The organism is Paraburkholderia sp. A1RI_3L (assembly GCF_048957895.1).
GTDB lineage: Bacteria > Pseudomonadota > Gammaproteobacteria > Burkholderiales > Burkholderiaceae > Paraburkholderia > Paraburkholderia kururiensis.
In genome coordinates, this window is the sequence record NZ_JARCHA010000004.1 from 342,117 (window position 1) to 364,577 (window position 22,461).

Consider the following 22,461-nt stretch of genomic DNA (forward strand, 5'->3'; position numbering starts at 1 on the left):
GCGACAAGACCCACCACCCCTCAAGTCCACCCCTCGAGCCGCAGCGTTGCCCGCACGAGCCTCTGCTCTTCGTTCTCAATCTCGTGAAGATAATCAACGACGTTGCGGATGTGCTCGCTCGCCGCCCGGCGAGCCTGCTCGGGCAACCGTCCTGTTACGGCGTTATAGAAGCGCGCGTGTTGACGGTCGATCTGCTTCTTCAGCGGCTCCCGGTGGTAGAGGTTGTTGACCGACGCGAACACCGAACTCAGCAGCAGGTCGGTAAGCGACTGCAACGTATTGACGAGAACGGGGTTGTGCGACGCCTCGTAGATCGCCCGGTGAAACGCGTGATCGAGCCTGGCCCGTTCGGCGGGCGGTAGATTCTGAGCCTCAGGCGCGTTCATTTCCTCATAGCGCCTCGTGATGAGGATGAAGTCCGCTTCCGTGCCGCGCAGCGCCGCCAGTCTGGCGGCTTCGGCCTCCAGCATGCCGCGCACCTCGAACAGGTCGTAGAGCGTGCGTGGCTGCGACGCGAGCAGATGCATCATCGGCGTGATGTGCTCCTGCGGCGTGAGGTTGGCGACGAACGACCCCTTGCCGTGCTGCGTTTCGATGATGCCGCGTGCGCGCAGCACCTTCATGCCTTCGCGCAGCGCGGTGCGCGAGACCCCCAGCTTTTCCGTGAGGCGGCGCTCCGAGGGCAGCGCCTGGCCCACCTTGAGCACGCCGTCGACGATCAGTTTCTCGATGCGCTCGGCCACCACGTCGGCAACGCGCCGGGCACCGGCCGTCTGTTCCTTGCTATTCATGCTGGTATGACCACTTTTTAAGGGATAGCCTGATTATCTCATAAGTGCATGAATTTATTGGAATAGATGGAAATCATGGAGCCCCTGCAAGGGCGCTTGAAAAAGAACTGGTGTGACCAGTACGGAAGGGGGTAGACAGCGGCGCGCCCAGCCCCAAGAATCGCGGGCATTCGAGACGCCGGGGTGCGGCAAGGGGAGGCACCCGCGATGGAGACAATGCAATGAGCTTTACCTACGACGAGGCGATCGACGGCCCGCTGCCGACGGTGGACCGCGCCGAACTCGCCGCGGCGCTGCGCGTCCGCGCGCCCGCGCTGGAAATCCTGACTGACCGCGAAGATCTGCGGCCCTTCGAATGCGACGGCCTTGCCGCCTATCGGACGGTGCCGCTGCTCGTCGCGCTGCCGTCCACCATCGAGGAAGTGCGCGCGGTGCTCATGGAGGCCACGGCGCGCGGCGTGCCCGTGGTGGCGCGCGGCGCGGGCACCGGGCTTTCGGGCGGCGCGATGCCGCTCGAAAAAGGCATCCTGCTCGTGATGGCGAAGTTCAACCGCATTCTGGACATCGACCCCGACGCGGGCACCGCGCGCGTGCAGCCGGGCGTGCGCAATCTCGCCATCTCGCAGGCCGCCGCGCCGCATGGCCTCTACTACGCGCCCGATCCGTCGTCGCAGATTGCCTGCTCGATCGGCGGCAACGTCGCCGAGAACGCCGGCGGCGTGCACTGCCTCAAATACGGTCTCACGGTCCACAACATCCTGAAGGTCGACGTGCTGACCATCGACGGCGAACTGGTCACACTCGGCTCCGAGGCGCTCGACAGCCCCGGCTTCGACCTGCTCGCGCTCTTCACCGGCTCGGAGGGCATGCTCGGCGTGGTGGTGGAAGTCACCGTGAAGCTGTTGCCGAAGCCGCAGAGCGTGAAGGTCTTGATGGCCAGTTTCGACGATGTCGAACGCGCGGGCGGCGCGGTGGCGAAGATCATCGGCGCGGGGGTGATCCCGGGCGGCCTCGAGATGATGGACAACCTCGCCATCCGCGCGGCCGAAGACTTCATTCACGCGGACTATCCCGTGGACGCCGAGGCGATCCTGCTGTGCGAACTCGACGGCGCGTGCGACGACGTGGCGGAAGACGCCGAACTGGTGGGCGCGCTGCTGCGCGAGGCCGGCGCGAGCGACCTGCGCGTGGCGCGCGACGAGGCCGAGCGGCAGCGCTTCTGGGCCGGCCGCAAGAACGCGTTCCCGGCGGTGGGGCGCATCTCGCCGGACTACTACTGCATGGACGGCACCATCCCGCGGCGCGAACTGCCACGCGTGCTCAAGGGCATCGCCGCATTGTCGGAGCACTACGGGCTCAAGGTCGCGAACGTGTTTCATGCGGGCGACGGCAACATGCATCCGCTGATCCTGTTCGATGCGAACCAGCCCGGCGAAATGGACCGCGCCGAGGCGCTGGGCGGCCGCATTCTCGAGCTGTGCGTCGAAGTGGGCGGCAGCATCACGGGCGAACACGGCGTGGGCCGCGAGAAGATCAACCAGATGTGCGTGCAGTTCAAGCGCGACGAGATCGAATATTTCCACGCCGTGAAGGCAGCGTTCGATCCGTCAGGCCTGCTCAATCCCGGCAAGAACATCCCCACGCTGCACCGCTGTGCCGAATTCGGCGCCATGCACGTGCACCGCGGCGGCCTGCCCTTTCCCGAACTGGAGCGGTTCTGATGCGGCGCGAACTGGATTCGATGGACAACAGCGCCGCGCTGATCGCCCAGGTGGAAGCGGCGCTTGCCGCCCGCACGCCGGTGCGCATTCGTGGCGGCAACAGCAAGGCATGGCTCGGGCGCACGGTCAGTGCGCCGGACGCGTCGCACGTGCATGAAGTGCGCGAGATCGACACGCGCGGCCATCGCGGCATCGTCCACTACGACCCGACCGAACTCGTCATGACGGTGCGCACGGGCACGCCGCTCGCCGACGTGGAGGCCGTGCTGAACGAAGCGGGGCAGATGCTGCCGTTCGAGGCGCCGCTCTTCGGCGGCGCGGCCACCGTGGGCGGCATGCTCGCGGCGGGGCTCTCGGGCGCGCGGCGTCCGTGGGTGGGCGCGGTGCGCGACTACGTGCTGGGCTGCCGGGTAATCACGGGACACGCGCGGCACCTGCGCTTTGGCGGCGAGGTGATGAAGAACGTGGCCGGCTACGACGTCTCGCGGCTGATGGCGGGCAGCTTCGGCTGCCTCGGGCTTGTCACCGAGGTGTCGTTCAAGGTGCTGCCGCAGCCGCGCGCCACGCGCCACCTCGCGCTCGAACTTGCGCCGCAGGACGCGCGCCAACGGCTCTTCGGCTGGCGCCGCGACGCGCTGCCCATCACGGGCGCCTGCTACGCCCAGGGCGTGCTGCAACTGCGGCTGGAAGGCGGCACCGGCTCCGTGCGGACCGCGCGCGAGGCGATCGGCGGTGCCGACGCCGACGCAGCCTTCTGGACCCAACTGCGCGACTTCACGCTGCCGTTTTTCGCAGACGAACGGCCGCTCTGGCGCCTGTCGCTGCCCGCAGGGGTGCCGCTCGAGGCGCCGCTCGCAGCGCTGCCGGGCGATGCGCTGCTCGACTGGGGCGGCGCGCAGCGCTGGCTCAAGACCCCAGCCGGCGCCGATGACATCCGCAGCCTCGCGCGCGAGCTTGGCGGCCACGCAACGGCGTTCACGCAAGGCGTGACCGACTCGCCGTTCCAGCCGCTGCCCGACGCCCTGACGCAACTGCACCGGCGCCTGAAGGCACAACTCGACCCGCAGGGAATTTTCAATCCGGGCCGCCTGTACGCGGACCTTTGACGCTGGGTGCCTCACGATGCAAACCAATCTGAGCGAAGCCGCGCAGTCGCTTGCGCGCGCCGAAGAGGCGGAATCCATCCTGCGCGCCTGCGTGCACTGCGGCTTCTGCAACGCCACCTGTCCCACCTACCAGTTGCTGGGCAACGAACTCGACGGGCCGCGCGGGCGCATTTATCTGATCAAGCAGGTGCTCGAAGGGCAGCCTGTGACGGAAAAGACGCGGTTGCACCTCGACCGCTGCCTTAGCTGCCGGAACTGCGAGACCACGTGTCCTTCGGGCGTGCGCTATCACGCGCTGCTGGACATCGGCCGCGCCGAGGTCGAACGGCGCACGGTACGGCCTGCACGCGAGCGCTGGCTGCGGGCCGGGCTGCGTCACAGCGTGTCGCGGCCCGGTGTGTTTGCCGGGCTGCTCGGTGCGGGCCGCGCCGCGCGTGCGCTGCTGCCCGAAGTAGTGCGCGAGAAAATTCCCGCGCACGCGCCCACTGCACGCCCGAGCCCTCGGCCGCCCGCGCGCCACGCGCGTCGCGTGCTGATGCTGGAAGGCTGCGTGCAGCCCACGCTGACGCCCAACACGAACGCGGCTGCGGCGCGCGTGCTCGACCGCCTCGGCATCAGCGTGACGCCTGCGCCCCGGGCCGGTTGCTGCGGCGCCAACGAATACCACCTGAACGCCCAGGAGGCGGGGCTCGCGCGTGCGCGCCGCAACATCGACGCCTGGTGGCCCGCCATCGAAGCGGGCGCCGAGGCGATCGTCATTTCGGCGAGCGGCTGCGGCGCCTTCGTGAAGGAGTACGGCGACCTGCTGCGCTTCGATCCGGCCTATGCGGACAGGGCGCGGCGCGTGAGTGCGCTGGCCCGCGACCTGGTCGAGGTCATCGCCGCGGAGCCGCTCGACGCGTTTGCGCCCGTCGCCGGCAAGCGCATCGCCGTCCATTGCCCGTGCACGCTGCAGCATGCGCAGCGCCTGGGCGGCGCGGTGGAGGGCGTGCTCATGCGGCTGGGCTTCGATCTGACGAGCGTGGCGAACGGTCATCTGTGCTGCGGCTCGGCCGGAACGTACTCGCTTACGCAACCCGCGATCGCGAAGCAACTGCGCGACAACAAGCTCGATGCGCTCGAAGCCGGCCAGCCCGAGGCCATCGTCACGGCCAACGTGGGCTGCCAGACGCACCTGAACGGTGCAGGCCGCACGCCCGTCAGCCACTGGATCGAACTTGTGGATTCCCTGCTTTCCCCCAACCCCCAACAGAAACTCTGACATGCAGACCAAACCCGTGCTCGGCGCCGCCGAGGCACACCGTATTCTCGAAGCCGCCCGTACTGAAGCCGAGCGCAACGGCTGGGCCGTGGCCATTGCCGTGGTGGACGACGGCGGGCACCCGCTCGCGTTCGCACGTCTGGACGGCGCGGCGCCCATCAGCGCCTACATCGCCCAGGAGAAGGCGCGCACCGCGGCACTCGGTCGCCGCGAGACGAAAGCCTACGAAGAGATGATCAATGGCGGTCGCACCGCCTTTCTTAGCGCGCCACTCTGCGCGACACTGGAGGGCGGCGTGCCGGTGGTCGTCGACGCAGTGGTCGTGGGCGCCGTCGGCGTGTCGGGCGTGAAGTCCGACCAGGACGCACAGGTTGCCAGCGCGGGCGCGAAGAGCGTCGCCGCCTGAGCGTGTATCAGAGTTAAAGAATCAGCCGACGAAGGAAGGAAGCGAAATGATCGAACACCACGGACTTCAGGTCGACGAAGGGCTTGCCCGCTTCATCGAAACAGAAGCGCTGCCCGGCACGGGCGTAGCAGCCGATGCGTTCTGGCAAGGCTTTGCCACGCTCGTCCATGAGTTGACGCCGCAGAACCGCGCATTGCTCGCCGAGCGCGAGCGCCTGCAGAACGAACTGGACGGCTGGCACCGCGCGCATCCCGGCCCGGTGCGCGATCTGGCTGCCTACCGCGCCTTCCTCTCGCAGATCGGCTATCTCGTGCCCGCGCCCGCGCAGGTTGCGGCGACCACGGCGAACGTGGACAGCGAGATCGCCTCGCAGGCCGGTCCGCAACTCGTCGTGCCGCTTTCGAACGCGCGCTACGCGCTCAACGCCGCCAATGCGCGCTGGGGCAGCCTGTATGACGCGCTCTACGGTACCGACGCACTGCCCGAAGACGGCGGCGCCACGCGCGAGGGCGCGTACAACCCCGTGCGCGGCGCTCAGGTGGTCGCCTTCGCGCGGGCCTTCCTCGACCGCGCCGCGCCGCTCGCCGGCGGCTCGCATCGCGATGCGACCGGCTACGTGGTTGAGGCGGGCGCGCTCGTGGTCAAGACCGCACAGGGCACGCTGGCGCTCGCCGACCCGTCGCAACTGGTCGGCTACCAGGGCGACGCTGCCGCGCCCACCGCCGTTCTCCTGAAGCATCACGGCCTGCACATCGAGATCCAGATCGACGCTTCCACGCCCGTCGGCGCGACCGATCCGGCTCACGTGAAGGACCTGCTGCTGGAGGCGGCCGTCTCCACGATCATCGATTGCGAAGATTCGGTGGCGGCTGTGGACGCCGAAGACAAGGTTGCGCTCTACCGCAACTGGCTGGGTCTGATGCAGGGCACGCTGACGGAGACCGTCGCGAAGGGCGGCCGCACCTTCACGCGCGCCCTGAACGCCGACCGCGCGTACCGCGCGCCGAACGGCTCGGCGCTCACGCTGCACGGCCGCTCGCTGCTGTTCGTGCGCAACGTGGGCCACCTGATGACGACGGGCGCCGTGCTGGACCGCGACGGCAACGAGATTCCGGAAGGCATTCTGGACGGCGTCGTGACGACGCTGTGCGCGATGCACGACCTGAAGTCGAAGCGCAACTCGCGCACGGGCTCCATCTACATCGTGAAGCCGAAGATGCACGGCCCGAGCGAAGTGGCCTTCGCCGACACGCTGTTCGCACGCGTGGAAGACCTGCTTGGCCTGCCGCGCGCCACGATCAAGATGGGCATCATGGACGAGGAGCGCCGCACCAGCGTGAACCTCTCCGCGTGCATTGCGGCGGCAGCTTCGCGCGTCGCGTTCATCAACACGGGCTTCCTCGACCGCACCGGCGATGAAATGCATACGGCCATGGAAGCGGGCCCGATGCTGCGCAAGGGCGACATGAAGTCCACGGCATGGATCACGGCCTATGAGCGCAACAACGTGCTCGCGGGTCTGGCCGCGGGGCTGCGTGGCCGCGCGCAGATCGGTAAGGGCATGTGGGCGATGCCGGACCTGATGCACGCCATGCTGGAGCAGAAGATTGCGCATCCGCGCGCGGGCGCCAACACGGCGTGGGTGCCGTCGCCGACGGCCGCCACGCTGCACGCCTTGCACTATCACGACGTGGACGTGCAGGCCGTTCAGCAGGACATGGAGCGCATCGACTACCGCAGCGAGCGCGACGCGCTGCTCGACGGGTTGCTCACGGTGCCTGTCGTGGAGCGCGCGCAATGGAGCGACGAAGACATCCGCCGCGAAGTGGAGAACAACGCGCAGGGCATTCTCGGTTATGTCGTGCGTTGGGTGGAGCAGGGCGTGGGCTGCTCGAAGGTGCCGGACATCAACAACGTGGGCCTGATGGAAGACCGCGCCACGCTGCGCATCTCCAGTCAGCACATTGCGAACTGGCTGCGGCATGGCGTCGTGTCGCGCGACTTCGTGCTCGACGTATTCCGCCGCATGGCGGCCGTGGTCGACACGCAGAACGCAGGCGACGCGCACTATCGTCCGATGGCGCCGAACTTCGACGCGTCGTATGCCTTCAAGGCCGCGTGCGCGCTCGCGCTGCAAGGCAAGGACCAGCCGGCCGGCTATACCGAGCCGCTGCTGCATCGGTATCGGCTTGCGTTCAAGCGTCAGGAGCGGGTGGACTGAGCAACGGGGCGGGCGCTTCGGCGCCCGTTTTTTTCGTCTGCTTCGGGCAGCGCCGCATCCCGAAGCAGCGCTTCATTGCGAGCGCGGCAGCATATCGATAAAAGTCCCGTCCACGGGACATTGGAGACATAGTGAATCCCGTTTTGGCCGCTTCGGCATTACCCGCAGGAACCCTGTTCGCGCAGCCGCTGACACCCGTCGGCAACTCGCTTGCGCTGTCGTTTCTCGTCGCCCTCGTTCCGATCGCGGTTGCGCTCGCCATGCTCGGCATTCTGCGCCGGCCCGCCTGGCAGGCCTCGCTCGCGGGGCTGGTGTCGGGCCTCGTGATCGCGATCGGCGTGTGGGGCATGCCCACCGGCCTCGCGCTCGACGCCGTAGGCGCCGGCATGACGCTCGCGCTGATGCCGGTCATGTGGATCGTCGTCAACGCGCTGCTGCTCTACAACATCGCGGTCAAGTCGGGACGCTTCGACCAGTTCCGTCAATGGATGCTCGACCATCTTCCCGACGACCGGCGCCTCGTGCTGCTCGTCGTGGCGTTCTCGTTCGGCTGTCTGCTGGAAGGCATCTCGGGCTTCGGCACGCCGGTGGCGATCACGAGCGCGCTGCTGGTCGGACTCGGCTTTCCCGCCGTCGAGGCGCTCACCTTCACGCTGATCTTCAACACGGCTCCGGTTGCATTCGGCGCGCTTGGTGTGCCCATCACGGTGCTGGGCGCCGTGACGTCGCTGCATCCGCAGACGCTCGGCGCGATGGTGGGCCGCCAGTTGCCGTTCTTCGCGTTCCTGCTGCCGTTCTACGTGGTGGGCATGTACGGCGGCGTGCGTTCCATCCGCAAGCTTTGGCCGGCACTCGTCGTGTCGGGCGGCAGCTTCGCGCTGGCGCAGTTCATCACCTCGAACTTCCTCGGCTATGAACTGACGGACGTGCTCTCGTCGCTCACCTCGCTGATCGTCACGATCAGCTTCCTCAAGGTCTGGAAGCCCGAGCCCGATCCGGCGTTCGCGATCGCACGCGATGCAGGGAGCAATTCGGCTCGCGCGAAGAACCACGCAGACCGTATCGGCTACGGCGGCTGGCTGCCGTGGATCATCGTTTCGGTGGTTGTGATCTTCTGGGTGCATGCGGGCATCGCATCGATCGGCCAGGCGAACGTGAAGTGGCCCGGCCTGCACAATGCCGTCTACATGACGCTCTATCACAAGTCCTATGCGGCGGTCTGGTCGTTTCAGCCGCTCGGAACCGGCACGGCGATTCTGCTTGCCGCGGTGATTACGGCGCTGTGGACCCGCGTGGGATTCGGCGGCTTCCTTGCCTGCGTCGCGCAGACCTGGAAGCAGACGCGCATCGCCATCGTCACCGTGATGATGATCGTGGCGCTGGCCTACCTGCTCAATTACTCGGGCATGAGCTATACGCTCGGCATGGGCGTCGCATCCACGGGTGTGTTGTTCCCGCTCGTTTCGGCCACGCTGGGCTGGATCGCCGTGTTTCTTTCGGGTAGCGACACGTCGGGCAACGCGCTGTTCGGCAACCTGCAGGTGGTGGCCGCGAAGCAGCTTGGGCTGGATCCGGTGCTGATGGCGGCGACCAACTCGTCGGGCGGTGTGATGGGCAAGATGATCTCGCCGCAAAACATCGCGACCGGCGTGGCCACCACGGACCTCAAAGGCAAGGAAGGCGTGGTGTTCGTGCGGACCTTCTGGCACAGCGTGTTCCTGACGCTGGTGCTCGGCGTGCTCGTGTTCCTGCAGCAGCACGTGCTGAGCTGGATGATTCCGACGTTGCCGCATTGAGCGGAGGCTTCAAGCGAGTCCTGCGTCCCGGCTGGCGGCACCTACTGTACCAGCCGGGACGGTCAGCGTCAGCGCGCTGCTTTCCCACCCCAGCTTGCCGCGTGATCCGTTACGAACTGCTCGAAGGTGCGCGGGGGCTGCGCGAGCAGCGTCTCGACATCGGGGCTCACTGCCGCCGCGTGGCCGGCCGCGATAGCGCGATTCAAGCTCATGACGGTTTCGATCGACCACGCGTCCAGCTGCGCTTCCCGCATGGAGGCGATCGCTGCTTCATCCGGCACGGCCACGTAGCCGATGCTGCGTCCCAGCGCTGCGCCAATGCGCTCAACGACGTCGTCGTTGGACAACGCCTCACGGCCGGTCAGCGTGTACGTCTTGCCGGCGTGCGCGGCAGGTTGCCGGAGAATCGAAGCGTTGACGGCCGCTATGTCGCGCACGTCGACGAACGAGACCTTTCCCTCGCCCTGTGGCAGATAAAGCGTCCCTGCGCGGATCGCATCGCCGTAGAACGTCAGATAGTTCTGCATGAAGCAATTTGGCAGCGTCAGCGTGTACGCCATACCGGACTGCTTCACCAACTCGTCGATCTGCCTCTGGACGAGACCCACCGCAGAAGGGTTTGCGGACACGGCTTCGGCCCCCGACGAGCGAACGATGTGCTTGACGCCGGCCATTCTGGCCGCGTCGAGGGCATTGCGGGCCAGCTCGACCATGTCGGCCTGCAGCGGAAGCAGCAGGAACAGGGTGTGGATGCCGCGCAACGCGGGCACGAGGCTCGCGGGGTTCGCGAGATCGGCATGGCGGGTTTCGATGCCTTCAACGGCTTTGCCGGTGGACGACATGGCCACGAGGTCCGCTCCGGCCGCTTTAAGCGCGTTGACGAGTTCGCGGCCTACGGTGCCGGTGGCACCGGTAACAAGAATGGTGTTCGACATGCGGTGTGGGTCCTTGATAGAACGTGAGTTTGAGTACGCTGCCAGCCGTTGGAGCGCGCAGCGTGTGCCTAGGGGGGGCAGGCCATCCAGGAGCATTTCAGACGGCGGGGCGGAGGGTTGATTGGGTGTCCAGAACGAAGCGGGCAAAGTCGTCCGGCTTGTCGAGCGAAACGATGTGACCGGCGTCATTCAGAACGATCGTCTTTGCATTCCTGATCAGCTTCACGTTCGCTTCGCGTTCGACCGGACGCGACCAATCGCGATCGCCGTAGACCAGCGTGACGGGGGCGTCGATCCTTGTGTAGCCCTGTCTTGCCGAAACGTAGCTCGGCAAGGCTCTGTACATGGCGCGCGCGAGCTGTGAGTAGCCCGGGCGTTTTCCGCTTTTCAGCAATTCGTCGATGAAGTCCGGCGGCAGGTTGCGCGGGTCGTGAAGGCCGCCTTCGAGGATGCCGGCGAGTGTGGACCGGCTTTCCATGGCCGCGAAAGCCGGCCCGATAACGGGCGCGCGCACGCTCTTGACGACGAGGGACGCAAGCAGATTTGCCCGCTCCACACCCGGAAGATAGTCGTACGGGTTGAAGGCAACGACTTGTTTCACGCGATCGCGGAGTACGGCTGCCGCGGTCAATGCCAACGTGGCGCCTAGCGACTCACCCACCAGGGTGACGTCGCGCAGATCGAGCCGTTCGATGAAGTTCACGACATGTGTGCGCATTGCCGGCTCTTGATAGTCGGCGCCCGGCACGATTTCCGACCACCCAAAGCCGGGGTAATCGAACGCATACACGGTGAAGCGACCGACGAGCTTCGGGATGACGCGCTGAAACAGGTCCAGCTGGGTACGAAGGGAGTGCAGCAAAACCAGCGCCGGACCGTGGCCCGCGCGCAGATAGCGGACCTGAGGGCCGCCGTTCGTCAACGACATGAAAGCCGGTTTGTGACTGGGCCACCAGTGTTGCGTATAGTCGACTGCGTCTTGAGTAACCATGATTTCCTGATTCATAGGGAATGCGAAGTAAAGTGCGTATTGCTGGCGATTCTGCAGGCGTTAGTGTGGTCAGGCGCGAGCGGTAGCGGTTTGTGCGGCCGGTTGCCCGGAGCCAGAGTTACCGTCCGCGCATCGTGACCGCTCGACTGCCGCAGCGTCGAGCACTGCGGCAAACATGCGGGCAAAGGTGTGGACGTCTCCCGGCCAGCGCGCGGACACGTAGTTGTGGTCGCGCACCACCCAGGCGGGACGATTGTCCGTCGCGGTATCGCGGGCTGTACCGCTCGTCTTGCGTCGGAAATCGGGGTCGCCTGCGGGAACGTCGACGAAGTCCCCGGCGCTGGCGAGGGCGCGCGTGACTTCTTGCTGTACGGACATGTACCCGGCCGGTTGCCCCGCGGCCTCCGTATAGGTGCGGTAATAGTTGCGATCCCAGAAGCGCCCGACATGGGCCAGCACACTTGCCTTGCGTTCGAGCGCCCAGGTGAGCGCCGTGGTCTTTCTTCCGTATAGCACGGAGAGGCCATCGGCCCGCGTGCTGCGGGCGGCCAGCAGCACGCCATGACAGATCGCGGCCACCGGTTTTTCCTCGGCAAAGAAGTCGGTGGTGACGCGCTGAAGGTGAGAACTTTCGAGGTACTCGCGCATGCCGCGCGCCCAGTGTCCGCCGCCCAACAGCAGGCCGTCGAAGTCCTTGTGTCCGATCTGGTCCCAGCGGATGGGGTTCGCAAAGTTCGCGTCACGCTGCATTTCGGCATAGGCGCGCCGGGCGTCCGCGTTGGCACCCAGCAGGCGGCCCAGGACGCGGACATTGCGAAGCACCGGGATGCCGCTCCAGGGGTCTAGCCCGATACCAGAGAGCATGATCGGGTCGCAGGCGCCCGGTTTGCCGTCCGGCGTTGCGAAGACGACCTGATGGCCGCGCTGGGTCAGGATTTTCCAGCTCACTGCGACTTCGGAGGGATCGAAATCGCGGCTGGGAAGCGGCAGCAGAATTTGGCTCATGGCGAAAGTCCTTTCGATGGAGACGGTTGGCTCGATTGCCTCGGTTACATCGAAGTCTGGGCTCAGGCGTCGATGTGATGACATATAACATAGCGGCGGCTTGACTGGCCGTCAAGCAAAATGTTATAGATAATCACATGACGAAAAATTCAAACGGAAAAACCTCCGCGCGGGCCGGCTACCATCACGGCGACCTTCGGCGGACGCTGGTGCGAATCGCACGGGAAGAGATTGCGCAGAGCGGTGCCCATGCGGTGTCGCTGGCCTCGCTTGCGCGGCTTGCCGGCGTTAGCCAGCCGGCCCCTTATCGGCATTTTGCGGACCGCGACGCATTGCTCGAGGCGGTCACGACGGAAGGGTTCGACGAGTTCTCGGCGACGCTGGCCGCCGCCGCATCGGCTGGAGAGGCAGGCGGCGCGCTGAAAGCGATGGCGCTTGCCTATGTCGCATTCGGCGAAGCGAATGTCGAACTCTATCGGCTGATGTTCGCGTCGCACCTCGTGCCCAAGGCGGGCTCGGGAAGCGCGCTGGAAGCCGCCGCCGTGGGCGCCTTCAACCGCTTGCGCGAAGCCTTGTCCGCTACGACTCCCGCAGATCGCGTCGACGACGAAGCCCATCTGGTCTGGGCTCAACTGCATGGGCTTGTCATGCTGAAGGCGGACGGCCACATCAAGCGTCCATTGTCGCAACTGGTGGAGGTATCGAGCCTCTTCAACCGGGGCTGATCATGCCAGGCGTGCCATGCCAATCAGGTATCCCGCAGAGACCAAACATGTATTTTTCGTATGGCAGCTCGCGCTCTACATTGCATTCATCCGATGTCTTTGAAGAGGGACACTGCGATGAACGCGAAAACGTATGGCGCATTACCGACGCACCGTCGGCAAGGATGGGCGGAAAGAGTGCGGCAATTCACGCCGAACTGGTTCGCCATGACGATGGGCAACGGGATCGTGTATCTCGTGCTGGCCGGACTGCCGTGGCATTTCGCGGGGCAGACGACGTTGGCCCAGACGCTCTGGGCCGTCAGCATCGCGCTTTATGCCGTCTTCACGGCGATGCTGCTCGGGCGCGGGATCTTCTATCCCGAGACGATCCGGCCGATGCTGCACCACCCGCTGCAGTCGATGTTCCTCGGCGCGGTGCCAATGGGGCTGGCCCCGATCATCAACGGAGTCGTGCTCTTTGCCGGCCCGCATCTGGGCGACGGCGCCTATCAGCTCGCCTATAAGCTGTGGTGCCTCGATGCGCTACTCGCGATCGCAGTGGCCATCGGCGTGCCGTACATGATGTTCACGGCCCAAAGCCATGCGTTCGAGCGCATCACGGCGGTGCTGTTGCTGCCCATCGTCGCGCCCGAAGTCGCTGCGGCCAGCGCCGCCGTGCTGGCGCCGCATGTCGATGCGCAAACGGCTCGCTTCCTCGTGGCCGCCGGCTACGTGCTCTGGGCGCTTTCGGTGCCGCTCGCGTTTAGCGTGCTCACCGTCGTCTTCTTTCGGCTCGTCATTCACAAGCTTCCGCATCGCGACCTCGGCCCGTCGAGCTGGCTCACGCTGGGTCCAATCGGCACCGGCGCGCTCGGTCTGCTGACCCTCGGCCTCGCCGCGCCCGCTGCGTATGCCGGCACGCCGCTCGCCGCCACAGCGCTGGTCGCGCGAGAAATCGGTTTGATCGGCGGCTTGCTGCTGTGGGGCGTGGGCCTCTGGTGGCTGGCCACGGCCGTGCTCTTCACCGTGCGCTATTCCCGCGAAGGCCTGCCCTTCAATCTTGGATGGTGGGGGTTCACGTTCCCCCTCGGCGTCTACACCGTTGCGACCTTCGGGCTGTATCGCGCGACAGGCTTCGCTGTGTTTGCCGTGTTCGGTGGCGTGCTCGCGACGATGCTGGGCGCCTTCTGGGTGGTCGTGCTGTCGCGTACGTTGCGCGGTCTTGCGCGTGGCGAACTGTTCCATGCCCCGTGCCTCGTTGCTCCCTCGCGATCAGCGCTGGTCTGATCCGATCGCTCTCACGCCACGTCGGTCCACGAAGTGTGCGAAACGCGTGGCGTATCGAATGGGCGTGGGAATCCCGGCGATCCCTGTGCCCTTACGTTCCCCTCCCTTGGAGAAATCTCATGATGTCGAAAACCGCACGACGTGTGGCCGTAACCGGCGCCGCCGGCCAGATCGCGTATTCGCTGTTGTTCCGCATCGCACGCGGCGATCTGCTCGGCGAAGATCAGCCCGTCATCCTCCAGTTGCTCGAATTGCCGCAAGCGCTCGAGGCGCTGCGTGGTGTCGTGATGGAACTCGAAGACTGCGCGTTCCCATTGCTGCATTCCATCGAAATCAGTGACGACCCGCGCGTGGCGTTTCGCGACGCCGATTACGCGATGCTCGTGGGCTCGCGTCCGCGCGGCAAAGGCATGGAGCGGCGCGACCTGCTGGCTGCCAACGGCGCGATCTTCCGCACGCAGGGCCAGGCGCTCAACGAGGTAGCGAGCCGCGAGATCAAGGTGCTCGTGGTCGGCAATCCCGCCAATACGAATGCATGGGTGGCCCGCCGCTATGCCCCGGACCTGCCGGCCGACGCGATCTCGGCCATGATCCGTCTCGACCACAATCGCGCCGTCTCGAAGCTTGCCGCGCGCTGTGGCGTCGCGGTGGACGCCGTCAGCCGCATGATCGTGTGGGGCAATCATTCGCCGACGATGTACCCGGACTACCGCTTCGCGCTGATCGACGGGCTGCCGGCGCCGGCACGCGTGGCGGACGAGCAGTGGAACCGCGAGGTCTTCATTCCGGAAGTGGCGCGTCGCGGCACGGCGATCATCGAAGCGCGCGGGGCCTCTTCCGCAGCCTCGGCCGCGAATGCCGCCATCGACCAGATGCGCGACTGGATTCATGGCAGCGCCGACGGCTGGGTGTCGATGAGCGTGCCGTCGGACGGCTCTTACGGTGTGCCCGAAGGGCTCATGTTCGGCGTGCCTGTGATCTGTCGCGACGGCACGTTCGAGAGCGTTGCGGGGCTCGAGATTGACGAGTTCGCTCGCGCGAAGATCGGTGCGTCGGTACAGGAACTGGTGGAGGAATCGCTCGCTGTCGAGGCCGTACTCTCGGCGCAACGCAGTGAACGTTGATAGACGCATGGGAACGGACACGCCCGTGTCCGTTCTTCCACGCGTTTCATCCGTGATTCAGCACATGCCGCCGTTCGCGCGCACGACCTGGCCGTTGATCCAGCCGCCTTCCGGGCCCACCAGGAATGCGACCACGCTCGCGATGTCTTCGGTCTGCCCGAGCCGTTCCAGCGGATTCATTTTCGCCATGCGGTCGATAAGTTCGGGGCTCTTGCCCGCGAGGAACAGATCGGTGGCAACGGGCCCGGGTGCCACGGCGTTCACGGTGATGCCGCGCCCGCGCATTTCCTGCGCGAGAACCTGTGTGAGACCTTCGACGGCGCATTTCGTGGCGATATAGACCGCATACGTCGGCAGACGCACGCCGGTCACGCTCGTCGTCAGGTTCACGATGCGTCCGCCGTCACGCATCCGGCGTGCGGCTTCGCGCGACACGTTGAACGCACCCTTGAAATTGATGGCCACGGTTCGATCGAACGTGGCGTCATCGAAATCCACGATCTTTGCCTGATTCATGACGCCGGCGCTGTTGACGACGACGTCGATGCCGCCGTACGCCTTTTGGGCTGCGTCGAACAGGGCGATGGTGGCTGCCGGATCGGCAATGTCCGCTTTGAGGAGCAAGGCGTCGCCACCCGCCTCGCGAATCTTCGCGGCGACTTCCTCTGCGGGACCTGCATGGCTCGCGTAGTTGACGACGACGCGAAATCCGTCTTGCGCGAGGCGAATGGCGATATCGGCGCCAATGCCGCGCGACGAACCGGTAACAATGGCAACCTTGCCGGATGATGAGGACATACCGCGCTCCTTGAGATGAATGCCCGGTCGCGGTCGGCGGGCATCGCACGACCGGCGCCGGACGGTTGAGTGGATGGCATGTATCGAGATGGCATCGCGCTGCGCCGGCGACGCTGGCACGCGCGCCGACGCAGCGTGCCCGCTCAAGCGGCGGTGTGGACCTGCGGCACGAGCAGCTCGCCTAGCCCTACTCGATGCAGCATCTCGGCCCGCAGCCGGTCCAGGACGGTGAAGCCCACATTCGCGCCGTCTTCGGTGGGGTCGATGTGCACGCGAAACGGCCGCTTGCCGAACGGCGCGTCGACCACCTTCACGATGGCGTCGGCGACGAGGCTCGCATCGGCGTCCGGCGGCACGATGGCGGCGAACGCTTCCTGAACTTCCTTGCCGAAGCCGGCGTACGGTCCTGTTTCGTACTCGGCGGCGCGAGCCTGATCGGCGGGCAGGCCCGCGTGCGGGAAGTGGTTGGTGCCGCGCGTGAAAGCACCCGGCACGATGATCGACGTTTCGATGCCCCAGCGCGACAGCTCGCGCGCGTAGAGTACGGCGATGGCGTCCATGGCGGCCTTCGCGCCGAAGTAGGGCGCAAGGTACGGCGGCGTGCCGCCGGCGGCGCTGCTGCTCGATACCCACACCACGAGCCCTTGCTTCTGGCCGCGCAGGTGCGGCAGCACCGCACGGTTCACGCGCTGCGTGCTCACCACATTGACGTCGTAGAGTTGCGCGTACTGTTCCGGCGTGAACGCTTCGGCCGGGCCGAACGCCATATGGCCGGCGTTGTGGATCAGCACGTCGATGCGTCCGGCGTCGGCGATCACTTTCGCGACCGCCGCCTCCACCGACGCTTCCGACGACACATCGAGTTCCACCGTGCGCAGGTCCGTACCGGCCTCACGCGCGCGAGCCGTCATCTCTTCGGCGACCGCCGCATTGTGGCCGCGCGTGTCGCGCATCGACGCATAGACGGTGTAGCCGGCTTTCGCCAGCGCTTCGGCAGTCAGGCGCCCGAAGCCGCTGGAGGCGCCGGTGATGAGGACGACTTGGTTCATGATCGAATCTCCTTGAACGGTTGGATGGCGTGAAACGCGGGTCAATGGGACAACCCATGAAGTCATGCGTCGTGTGCGTCGCGCACGGTGTGTTCGGGGACGACGGACCATCGTTCTTCGATGCGTCCGAACTTCCATATCGCAGCGGAAACGGCCCACGTCGCGACGAAGAGTCCGACGATGGCGTAGCCCGCCTGGTTGAGATTCACGCTTGAGGTCCATGCCGCAAGGACGCCGTGCTTGCCCGCTGCGCCGAGCGCGGCATCGAGCAGGCCCAGCACTTCGATGGTGGCAATGCCCACCGCGACGCTGGTGGAAAGGCCGGTCACGACGAGGTTGTAGTAGATCTTGCGCACGGGCTTGTCGAGCGCCCATCCGTAGGCATAGCTCATGAACGAGCCGTCGATCGTGTCGAACAGCAGCATGCCCGCCGCGAACAGCACGGGCAGGCAGAGAATGGCGTACCACGGCAGCCCCGATGCCGCGCCCGAACCTGTCAGCACGAGCAACGCGATTTCCGTGGCGGTATCGAAGCCCAGGCCGAAGAGCAGGCCGACGAAATACATCTGTGCGGGCTTGCGCACGATGCGCATGAGCGGCGCGAGCACGCGGGTCACGAGGCCGCGCGCTTCGAGGCGCTGCGTCAGATACGCGTCGTCGTAGCGGCCGGTCTTCATGTGCCGGAAGACCTGATAGATGTCACGGAACGCAGCCACGTTCAGCAACGCGATCACAAAGAGAAAGCCGCTCGAAATGACGGCGCCCAGCACGCCCGTCAGCGTGCGAAACGTGGAGCCGCTATCGGCCAGATGGCTCGACACCGAACGCATGCCTACCGCGATCAGCAGTGAGAGTCCGAACACGATGCTCGAATGCCCGAACGAAAACCAGAAGCCCACCGACAACGAAGGCTTGCCTTCGCCCACGAGCTTGCGTGTGGTGTTGTCGATGGCGGCGATATGGTCGGCGTCGAACGCATGGCGCATGCCGAGCGCGTATGCGGCGATGCCCGCACCGATGCCCAATGCCGTGGAGCCCCCGCCGCGATGCAGCGGCGCGACGAGCGCGAGCAGCGTTCCCCAACCGACAAGGTGGAGGAGCGCGATGAAACCGCCCATCGCGGCGACAGGACGTGTAGACATGGCGACCCGGTCAATAGAGAGAAGGCGAGGGCGGCACGCCTCGCCGCGCACGGCTCGCGCGGCGGAGCGCACCCGCGTTATGCGGCGGCTTTGGGCACGTACGGAAACGTGGAAGAAGGCTTCGACGTGACCGACTCCTTGCCGATGCCGAGGCTGATCGGCGTGTTCGCGGCCATCGTGAACATCAGGTCGGGCGCGTTGTCCGTCATGGTCCGGCCGTTCCAGAGCGCGACGCCGAACACGGCCGGCGTGCCCACCTTGTACGGCAGCATGTTGGGCAGAAAGCGATGTGCGACGGCTGTGGCATAGCCCTCGGGGTCTTCGGTCGTGCCGTTGGCCCGCACGGCGCCGGCAATGGAGCGGATGAGCTGCGCGCCGTACGTCTCGAAGTCGTCGGCGGGACGGCCTGCATTCAGGCGGTCGCCGAGGACTTCGTTGTACTGTGTGAAGAGCGGGTGAATCATGGGCAGGCCCACGCGGTTGATGGAGCGCCAGCCGCCTGCGTCCGTGGCGAGTGTCGCGACCGCCCATACGCCGATGTTGCGGTTGGCGCCGGCTGTGGCGAGCAGGTCGGCGTCGGGCACCTCCAGTACGATCGAGTACACCGTGTGGCCCGCGAAGAGGTTGCGTGCGTCGGCGGGTTGCCAGTTGCCGAGGTCGAGCGGCGTGCCGTCCTGGAATGCGTGGCCCACCGCATGCAGAACGTCGGGTTCGATCCAGAACGGGTCTCCCGCGCGGCCCGCCCACACGCGCAGGCCGGAAGGCGCCGTCACCGTTTCGTCCGTGCCGCCGCGCGCCACCACTTCGCCCTGCGCGTGCGGGTCCGTTGCGTCGGCGCCGGCAATGCGGCGCACGACGAAGCGCTGTTTGCCTTGTGCGTCACGTTCGTCGAACGTGATGCGATAAGTCAGGTCCTCGACGGCGTCGTGATCCAGATCGATCTTGAATTCATAGAAGCCTTCGGGATGGTAGCCGGGCGTGCGTCCTTCCCCCGCTATCGAGTGGCAGACGTTGATCACGAACGCAGTGCCCGTTTCGCCGCGAAAGCAGTACAGATCCGTGATATCGAGGCGCACGTCCTGACGGGCGAGCGGGGAGTCGAGATGGTGAGACATGGTTCGATCCTTTCCGTAGGGTCAACGACGATGGGGCGGCGCCGCATCGCGCGCGCCGGTTGCCGCGCATTGCGCTGGACGACGGAAAGGAGTGTGGCGGGCGAGCGGGGCACGCGCTGTCGGCAAACGTGAGGGCGTTGCCGATTCGCACGGCGACGATGCCATGCTTGCAGGCGACTAACGTGCGACTAACGCGCCTCGCTACGCGTTGGCGGCGGGGCCTTGCGCGCCCGCGGCGTTCGAGGCGCGCAACAGGAGAAGGGCGATCAACGTGACGGCGGCGGACACGAACACGTACCACCCGGCGGCCGCGTGCGAGCCGCTCCATGCGGCGACGGAGGCAACGACGAACGGCGTCGTGCCCCCGAACAGCGCGACGCCCGTGGCATAGACGAAGGACATGGCGAGGGCACGCCCGCGTACCGGAAACATTTCGAGGATCACGACGATGGTCGGTCCGCCCGCGAGTGCGGACAGCCCCGCAAACAGCGCGACGACGCAAAAGAGCGCGATGGGTTGCGGATGCCTAGCCGCGTAGTGGAACGCGGGCACTACGGCGAACATCGTCAGCGCGCGGGCGACTGCGATGGTTCGCACGCGGCCGATGCGGTCCGCGAGCCGACCCCCTGCTACCGAGAGCGCCAGCGTGACCATGCCCACTGCCGCCGTCGTCATGAACGAGGCGTAGGCGGACGGCGACGCGCCCGCCACGCCGAACGTGGTCGCGTAAGTGGCTACATAGGTGGGCACGGTGCCGCCGAAGATCAGCACGATGGCGAGCAGCCATTGCCCGCGCAAGCGGGCCAGCATGCCGCGAAACGGCTGCGCCTCGTGCGGCGGCTGCCACGTCTCGGCAATATGACGGCGCAGGTAGATCTGCACGGGAATGAGCGCGGCGGCGAGCGCGAACGGCACGCGCCAACCCCATCGCCCGATCTGCTCCGCGGTGAGGAGATCGTGCAGCGCGATGCCGCAAACGCCTGCCGCGACGAGCGCGAGCCCTTGCCCCGCCATCAGCCAGCCGGCGTACAGACTCTTTCCTCCGGTCGGGCAATGCTCGATCAGCAGGGCCCCCGACGAGCCCATTTCCCCGCCCACCGCCACGCCTTGCAGGATCCGGCAGAGCAATACCGCTATCGGTGCGAATACGCCGAGCGTCGTATAGCCGGGCGTGAGCGCCACGCCGAGCGAGCCCGCGGTGACGAGTGCCGCCGTCAGCAACAGCGCAGGCTTGCGCCCGGCCGTGTCCGCCTGCGTACCGATGACGAGTGCACCGACAGGCCGCGACAGGAATCCCGCCGCGAACGTGCCGAGCGAGAGCAGCGGTCCGTATGCGCCTACGGCATGCGGAAAGAACGTGCGCGCAATGAAGGCGGCGAAGACCGTGTAGCAGAAGTAGTCGAAGAACTCGATCGCATTCGCGAGCACGATGGTGGCCAACGTTGCCGGCGCTAGACGGTGCGAAGCCGTTGCGTTGGCGTGGCTGTAGCCCGGGGAATTGTGCATGCGCATTGCGCTGCTTCAGCGCGAACCGTCGTTGCCGGGCACGGCCGCACGCGTGGCGTGCGCGACGGGTCTGCCGGTGCCGTGCGCGCGAGCCGAACGGGGCAGCGTGAAGCAGAACCGCGTGCCGGCGTCGCCCGTGTCCGCCACCCATATTGCGCCGCCATGCGCTTCGACAATCGACTTCGAGATGGGCAGGCCCATGCCCATGCCGTCGCTCTTGGTGCTGGAAAGCGGTTGAAAGATCGCGTCGGGCTGCAAGGCCTGGATGCCGTTACCCGTATCCACCACTTCGAAAAGCGTCTGCGAGTCGTTATAGCGGCGTGCCCGCACGGTCAGCAGCGGCTCGCGGCCGGCGGCGCTCGCGGCGGCAATCGCGTGGATGCCGTTGATCAGGAGATTGGTCAGCACCTGCTGCAGCTGGATGCGGTCCGCGTAGGCGGTTACTGCGGGCTCGATCTCCTTTGCCAGCGTGATCGCGTTTGCGTTCGCTTCCGATGCGATCAGCAGCATCGCGGAATCCACGATCTCGGCGCAGTCGAGTTCGACCGCCTCCACTGGCGCGCCCGCAAGAAAGCCGCGCAAACGCCGGCAAATGCCCGCGATGTCGTCGGTCCACTGCGACGCATGGCGGAACGCGGCGAGTGCTTCGGCCACGTTGGGTTCGGGCCGATCCAGCCAGCGCACCGCGGCGTCGAGCCCCGTGCGGACCGCGCCGAGCGGCTGGCCGATCTCGTGCGTGATGGATGCCACGAGCTGCCCGACCATCGAGACGCGCGCGTTGCGCGCCATCTGCGCGCGCAGCGTCTGCAGCCGGTCGGCGTTTTCCTTGTGCTCGGTGACGTCGAACGCGTAGAAATGCAGGTGCGTATATTGAGCGATGTCCTTCGGCAGCGAACAGCGCCAGACGATAGGCACTCTTCGGCCGGTGAGCGTGGTGAGAACACGCTCGCCCTGGCACGATGCGTCGCCTTCGAACATCGCGCGCAGCACCTGCGAGTTGCTGAACCGGTTCGCCGGCAGCAACTCGCGCGACCATTCGAAAAAAACTTCCTTCGACGCCGCATCGAAGAGCGCGAGCGTCGCGTCGTTGGCATCGACGAACGTGTGCAGTTCACGCAGCCTGTCGATCACCTCGGGGTGCCGATCGATGTAGGACTCGAGATCGTCTACGCCACTCGTTCTGAGCGAGTCGACCCACGCTTTGATACCTGACCAGTCCTCGATCAGAATCGGAATGGGCGCATCGCGGAACAGCCCGTCTGTTTCGACAAGCGCCTCGTTCGCAACGTGCGCGGACGCATTCAACGGTTTCTGTGTCGGCGCGGCTATCGCCTCGGCATTTGGCTGATTCATGCGGCAGGTCCCGATACGGGCGTGTGGACAACTTTCCCTGAACTGCGGCGGCGGGAAGTCGCGACAAGAAAGTTGCGGCGATTATACAAAACCAAAATGCTGCGAAAACAGTCTTGAAATGCTTTTTGCAGCGCCTTTGCGGGCACA

At 66.2% G+C, this 22,461-nt stretch carries 19 protein-coding genes; 9 read left to right on the top strand and 10 right to left on the bottom strand.

Features of this window, described 5'->3' with window-relative positions; genetic code table 11:
• Positions 1-20 precede the first annotated feature (20 nt).
• On the bottom strand, positions 21-791 hold the full coding sequence (glcC, locus tag PXJ20_RS14205; protein ID WP_126876055.1) for a transcriptional regulator GlcC: 771 nt from the start codon (positions 789-791) through the stop codon (positions 21-23).
• 221 nt (positions 792-1,012) lie between these two features.
• Between glcC and glcD the strand changes: the two genes are divergently transcribed.
• The 6 genes from glcD (at position 1,013) to PXJ20_RS14235 (ending at position 9,302) form a co-directional block, all read left to right on the top strand.
• Positions 1,013-2,512: a glycolate oxidase subunit GlcD gene (gene glcD, locus PXJ20_RS14210; RefSeq protein WP_421031361.1), complete on the top strand. Its 1,500-nt coding sequence runs from the start codon at positions 1,013-1,015 to the stop codon at positions 2,510-2,512.
• Complete coding sequence (glcE, locus tag PXJ20_RS14215; RefSeq protein WP_421031360.1) at positions 2,512-3,618, top strand: glycolate oxidase subunit GlcE; 1,107 nt, start codon at positions 2,512-2,514, stop codon at positions 3,616-3,618. The genes glcD and glcE overlap by 1 nt, the downstream gene beginning before the upstream one ends.
• A 16-nt stretch (positions 3,619-3,634) precedes the next feature.
• Entirely contained in the window at positions 3,635-4,879 is a 1,245-nt protein-coding gene (glcF, locus tag PXJ20_RS14220) for a glycolate oxidase subunit GlcF (RefSeq protein WP_421031359.1), read from the top strand.
• A 1-nt stretch (position 4,880) separates the two neighbouring features.
• On the top strand, positions 4,881-5,285 hold the full coding sequence (locus PXJ20_RS14225) for a heme-binding protein (protein WP_017773417.1): 405 nt from the start codon (positions 4,881-4,883) through the stop codon (positions 5,283-5,285).
• Positions 5,286-5,331: 46 nt separating this feature from the next.
• Positions 5,332-7,506 carry a malate synthase G gene (locus PXJ20_RS14230; RefSeq protein WP_413214053.1) on the top strand — a complete coding sequence of 725 codons (2,175 nt, stop codon included), beginning with the start codon at positions 5,332-5,334 and terminating at the stop codon, positions 7,504-7,506.
• Between the two features lie 143 nt (positions 7,507-7,649).
• Positions 7,650-9,302 (top strand): L-lactate permease, encoded by a 1,653-nt coding sequence (locus tag PXJ20_RS14235; RefSeq protein ID WP_017773419.1) that lies wholly within the window; start codon positions 7,650-7,652, stop codon positions 9,300-9,302.
• 68 nt (positions 9,303-9,370) lie between these two features.
• On the opposite strand, the gene PXJ20_RS14240 is transcribed toward PXJ20_RS14235, so the two are convergent.
• From PXJ20_RS14240 to PXJ20_RS14250, 3 genes are read right to left on the bottom strand one after another with little or no spacing between them, the layout of a single operon-like run.
• Positions 9,371-10,333, bottom strand: a complete 963-nt coding sequence (locus PXJ20_RS14240) for an SDR family oxidoreductase (RefSeq protein WP_421031358.1) — start codon at positions 10,331-10,333, stop codon at positions 9,371-9,373.
• A 1-nt stretch (position 10,334) separates the two neighbouring features.
• Positions 10,335-11,243 (bottom strand): alpha/beta fold hydrolase, encoded by a 909-nt coding sequence (locus tag PXJ20_RS14245; protein ID WP_421031357.1) that lies wholly within the window; start codon positions 11,241-11,243, stop codon positions 10,335-10,337.
• A 54-nt stretch (positions 11,244-11,297) separates the two neighbouring features.
• Positions 11,298-12,233, bottom strand: a complete 936-nt coding sequence (locus PXJ20_RS14250; protein ID WP_421031356.1) for a type 1 glutamine amidotransferase domain-containing protein — start codon at positions 12,231-12,233, stop codon at positions 11,298-11,300.
• Between the two features lie 137 nt (positions 12,234-12,370).
• On the opposite strand from PXJ20_RS14250, the gene PXJ20_RS14255 reads away from it, so the two are divergent.
• The 3 genes from PXJ20_RS14255 (at position 12,371) to PXJ20_RS14265 (ending at position 15,351) form a co-directional block, all read left to right on the top strand.
• Complete coding sequence (locus PXJ20_RS14255; protein ID WP_421031355.1) at positions 12,371-12,958, top strand: TetR/AcrR family transcriptional regulator; 588 nt, start codon at positions 12,371-12,373, stop codon at positions 12,956-12,958.
• Between the two features lie 117 nt (positions 12,959-13,075).
• Complete coding sequence (locus tag PXJ20_RS14260; RefSeq protein WP_421031354.1) at positions 13,076-14,227, top strand: TDT family transporter; 1,152 nt, start codon at positions 13,076-13,078, stop codon at positions 14,225-14,227.
• A 122-nt stretch (positions 14,228-14,349) separates the two neighbouring features.
• The gene (locus PXJ20_RS14265) at positions 14,350-15,351 is read left to right on the top strand and encodes a malate dehydrogenase (RefSeq protein WP_421032607.1); all 1,002 of its coding nucleotides are present in this window, start codon (positions 14,350-14,352) and stop codon (positions 15,349-15,351) included.
• Positions 15,352-15,408: 57 nt separating this feature from the next.
• On the opposite strand, the gene PXJ20_RS14270 is transcribed toward PXJ20_RS14265, so the two are convergent.
• The 6 genes from PXJ20_RS14270 to PXJ20_RS14295 form a co-directional block, all read right to left on the bottom strand.
• A complete protein-coding gene (locus PXJ20_RS14270; protein ID WP_421031353.1) occupies positions 15,409-16,149 on the bottom strand; it encodes an SDR family oxidoreductase in 741 nt (246 codons plus the stop codon).
• Between the two features lie 143 nt (positions 16,150-16,292).
• Positions 16,293-17,198 carry an SDR family oxidoreductase gene (locus PXJ20_RS14275; RefSeq protein ID WP_421031352.1) on the bottom strand — a complete coding sequence of 302 codons (906 nt, stop codon included), beginning with the start codon at positions 17,196-17,198 and terminating at the stop codon, positions 16,293-16,295.
• Positions 17,199-17,260: 62 nt separating this feature from the next.
• Entirely contained in the window at positions 17,261-18,340 is a 1,080-nt protein-coding gene (locus tag PXJ20_RS14280) for a HoxN/HupN/NixA family nickel/cobalt transporter (protein WP_421031351.1), read from the bottom strand.
• A gap of 77 nt (positions 18,341-18,417) precedes the next feature.
• The gene (locus PXJ20_RS14285; RefSeq protein ID WP_126876043.1) at positions 18,418-19,455 is read right to left on the bottom strand and encodes a DUF4331 family protein; all 1,038 of its coding nucleotides are present in this window, start codon (positions 19,453-19,455) and stop codon (positions 18,418-18,420) included.
• Between the two features lie 201 nt (positions 19,456-19,656).
• Entirely contained in the window at positions 19,657-20,961 is a 1,305-nt protein-coding gene (locus PXJ20_RS14290) for an MFS transporter (protein ID WP_421031350.1), read from the bottom strand.
• 15 nt (positions 20,962-20,976) lie between these two features.
• Positions 20,977-22,314 carry a sensor histidine kinase gene (locus PXJ20_RS14295; protein WP_277599204.1) on the bottom strand — a complete coding sequence of 446 codons (1,338 nt, stop codon included), beginning with the start codon at positions 22,312-22,314 and terminating at the stop codon, positions 20,977-20,979.
• Positions 22,315-22,461 lie beyond the last annotated feature (147 nt).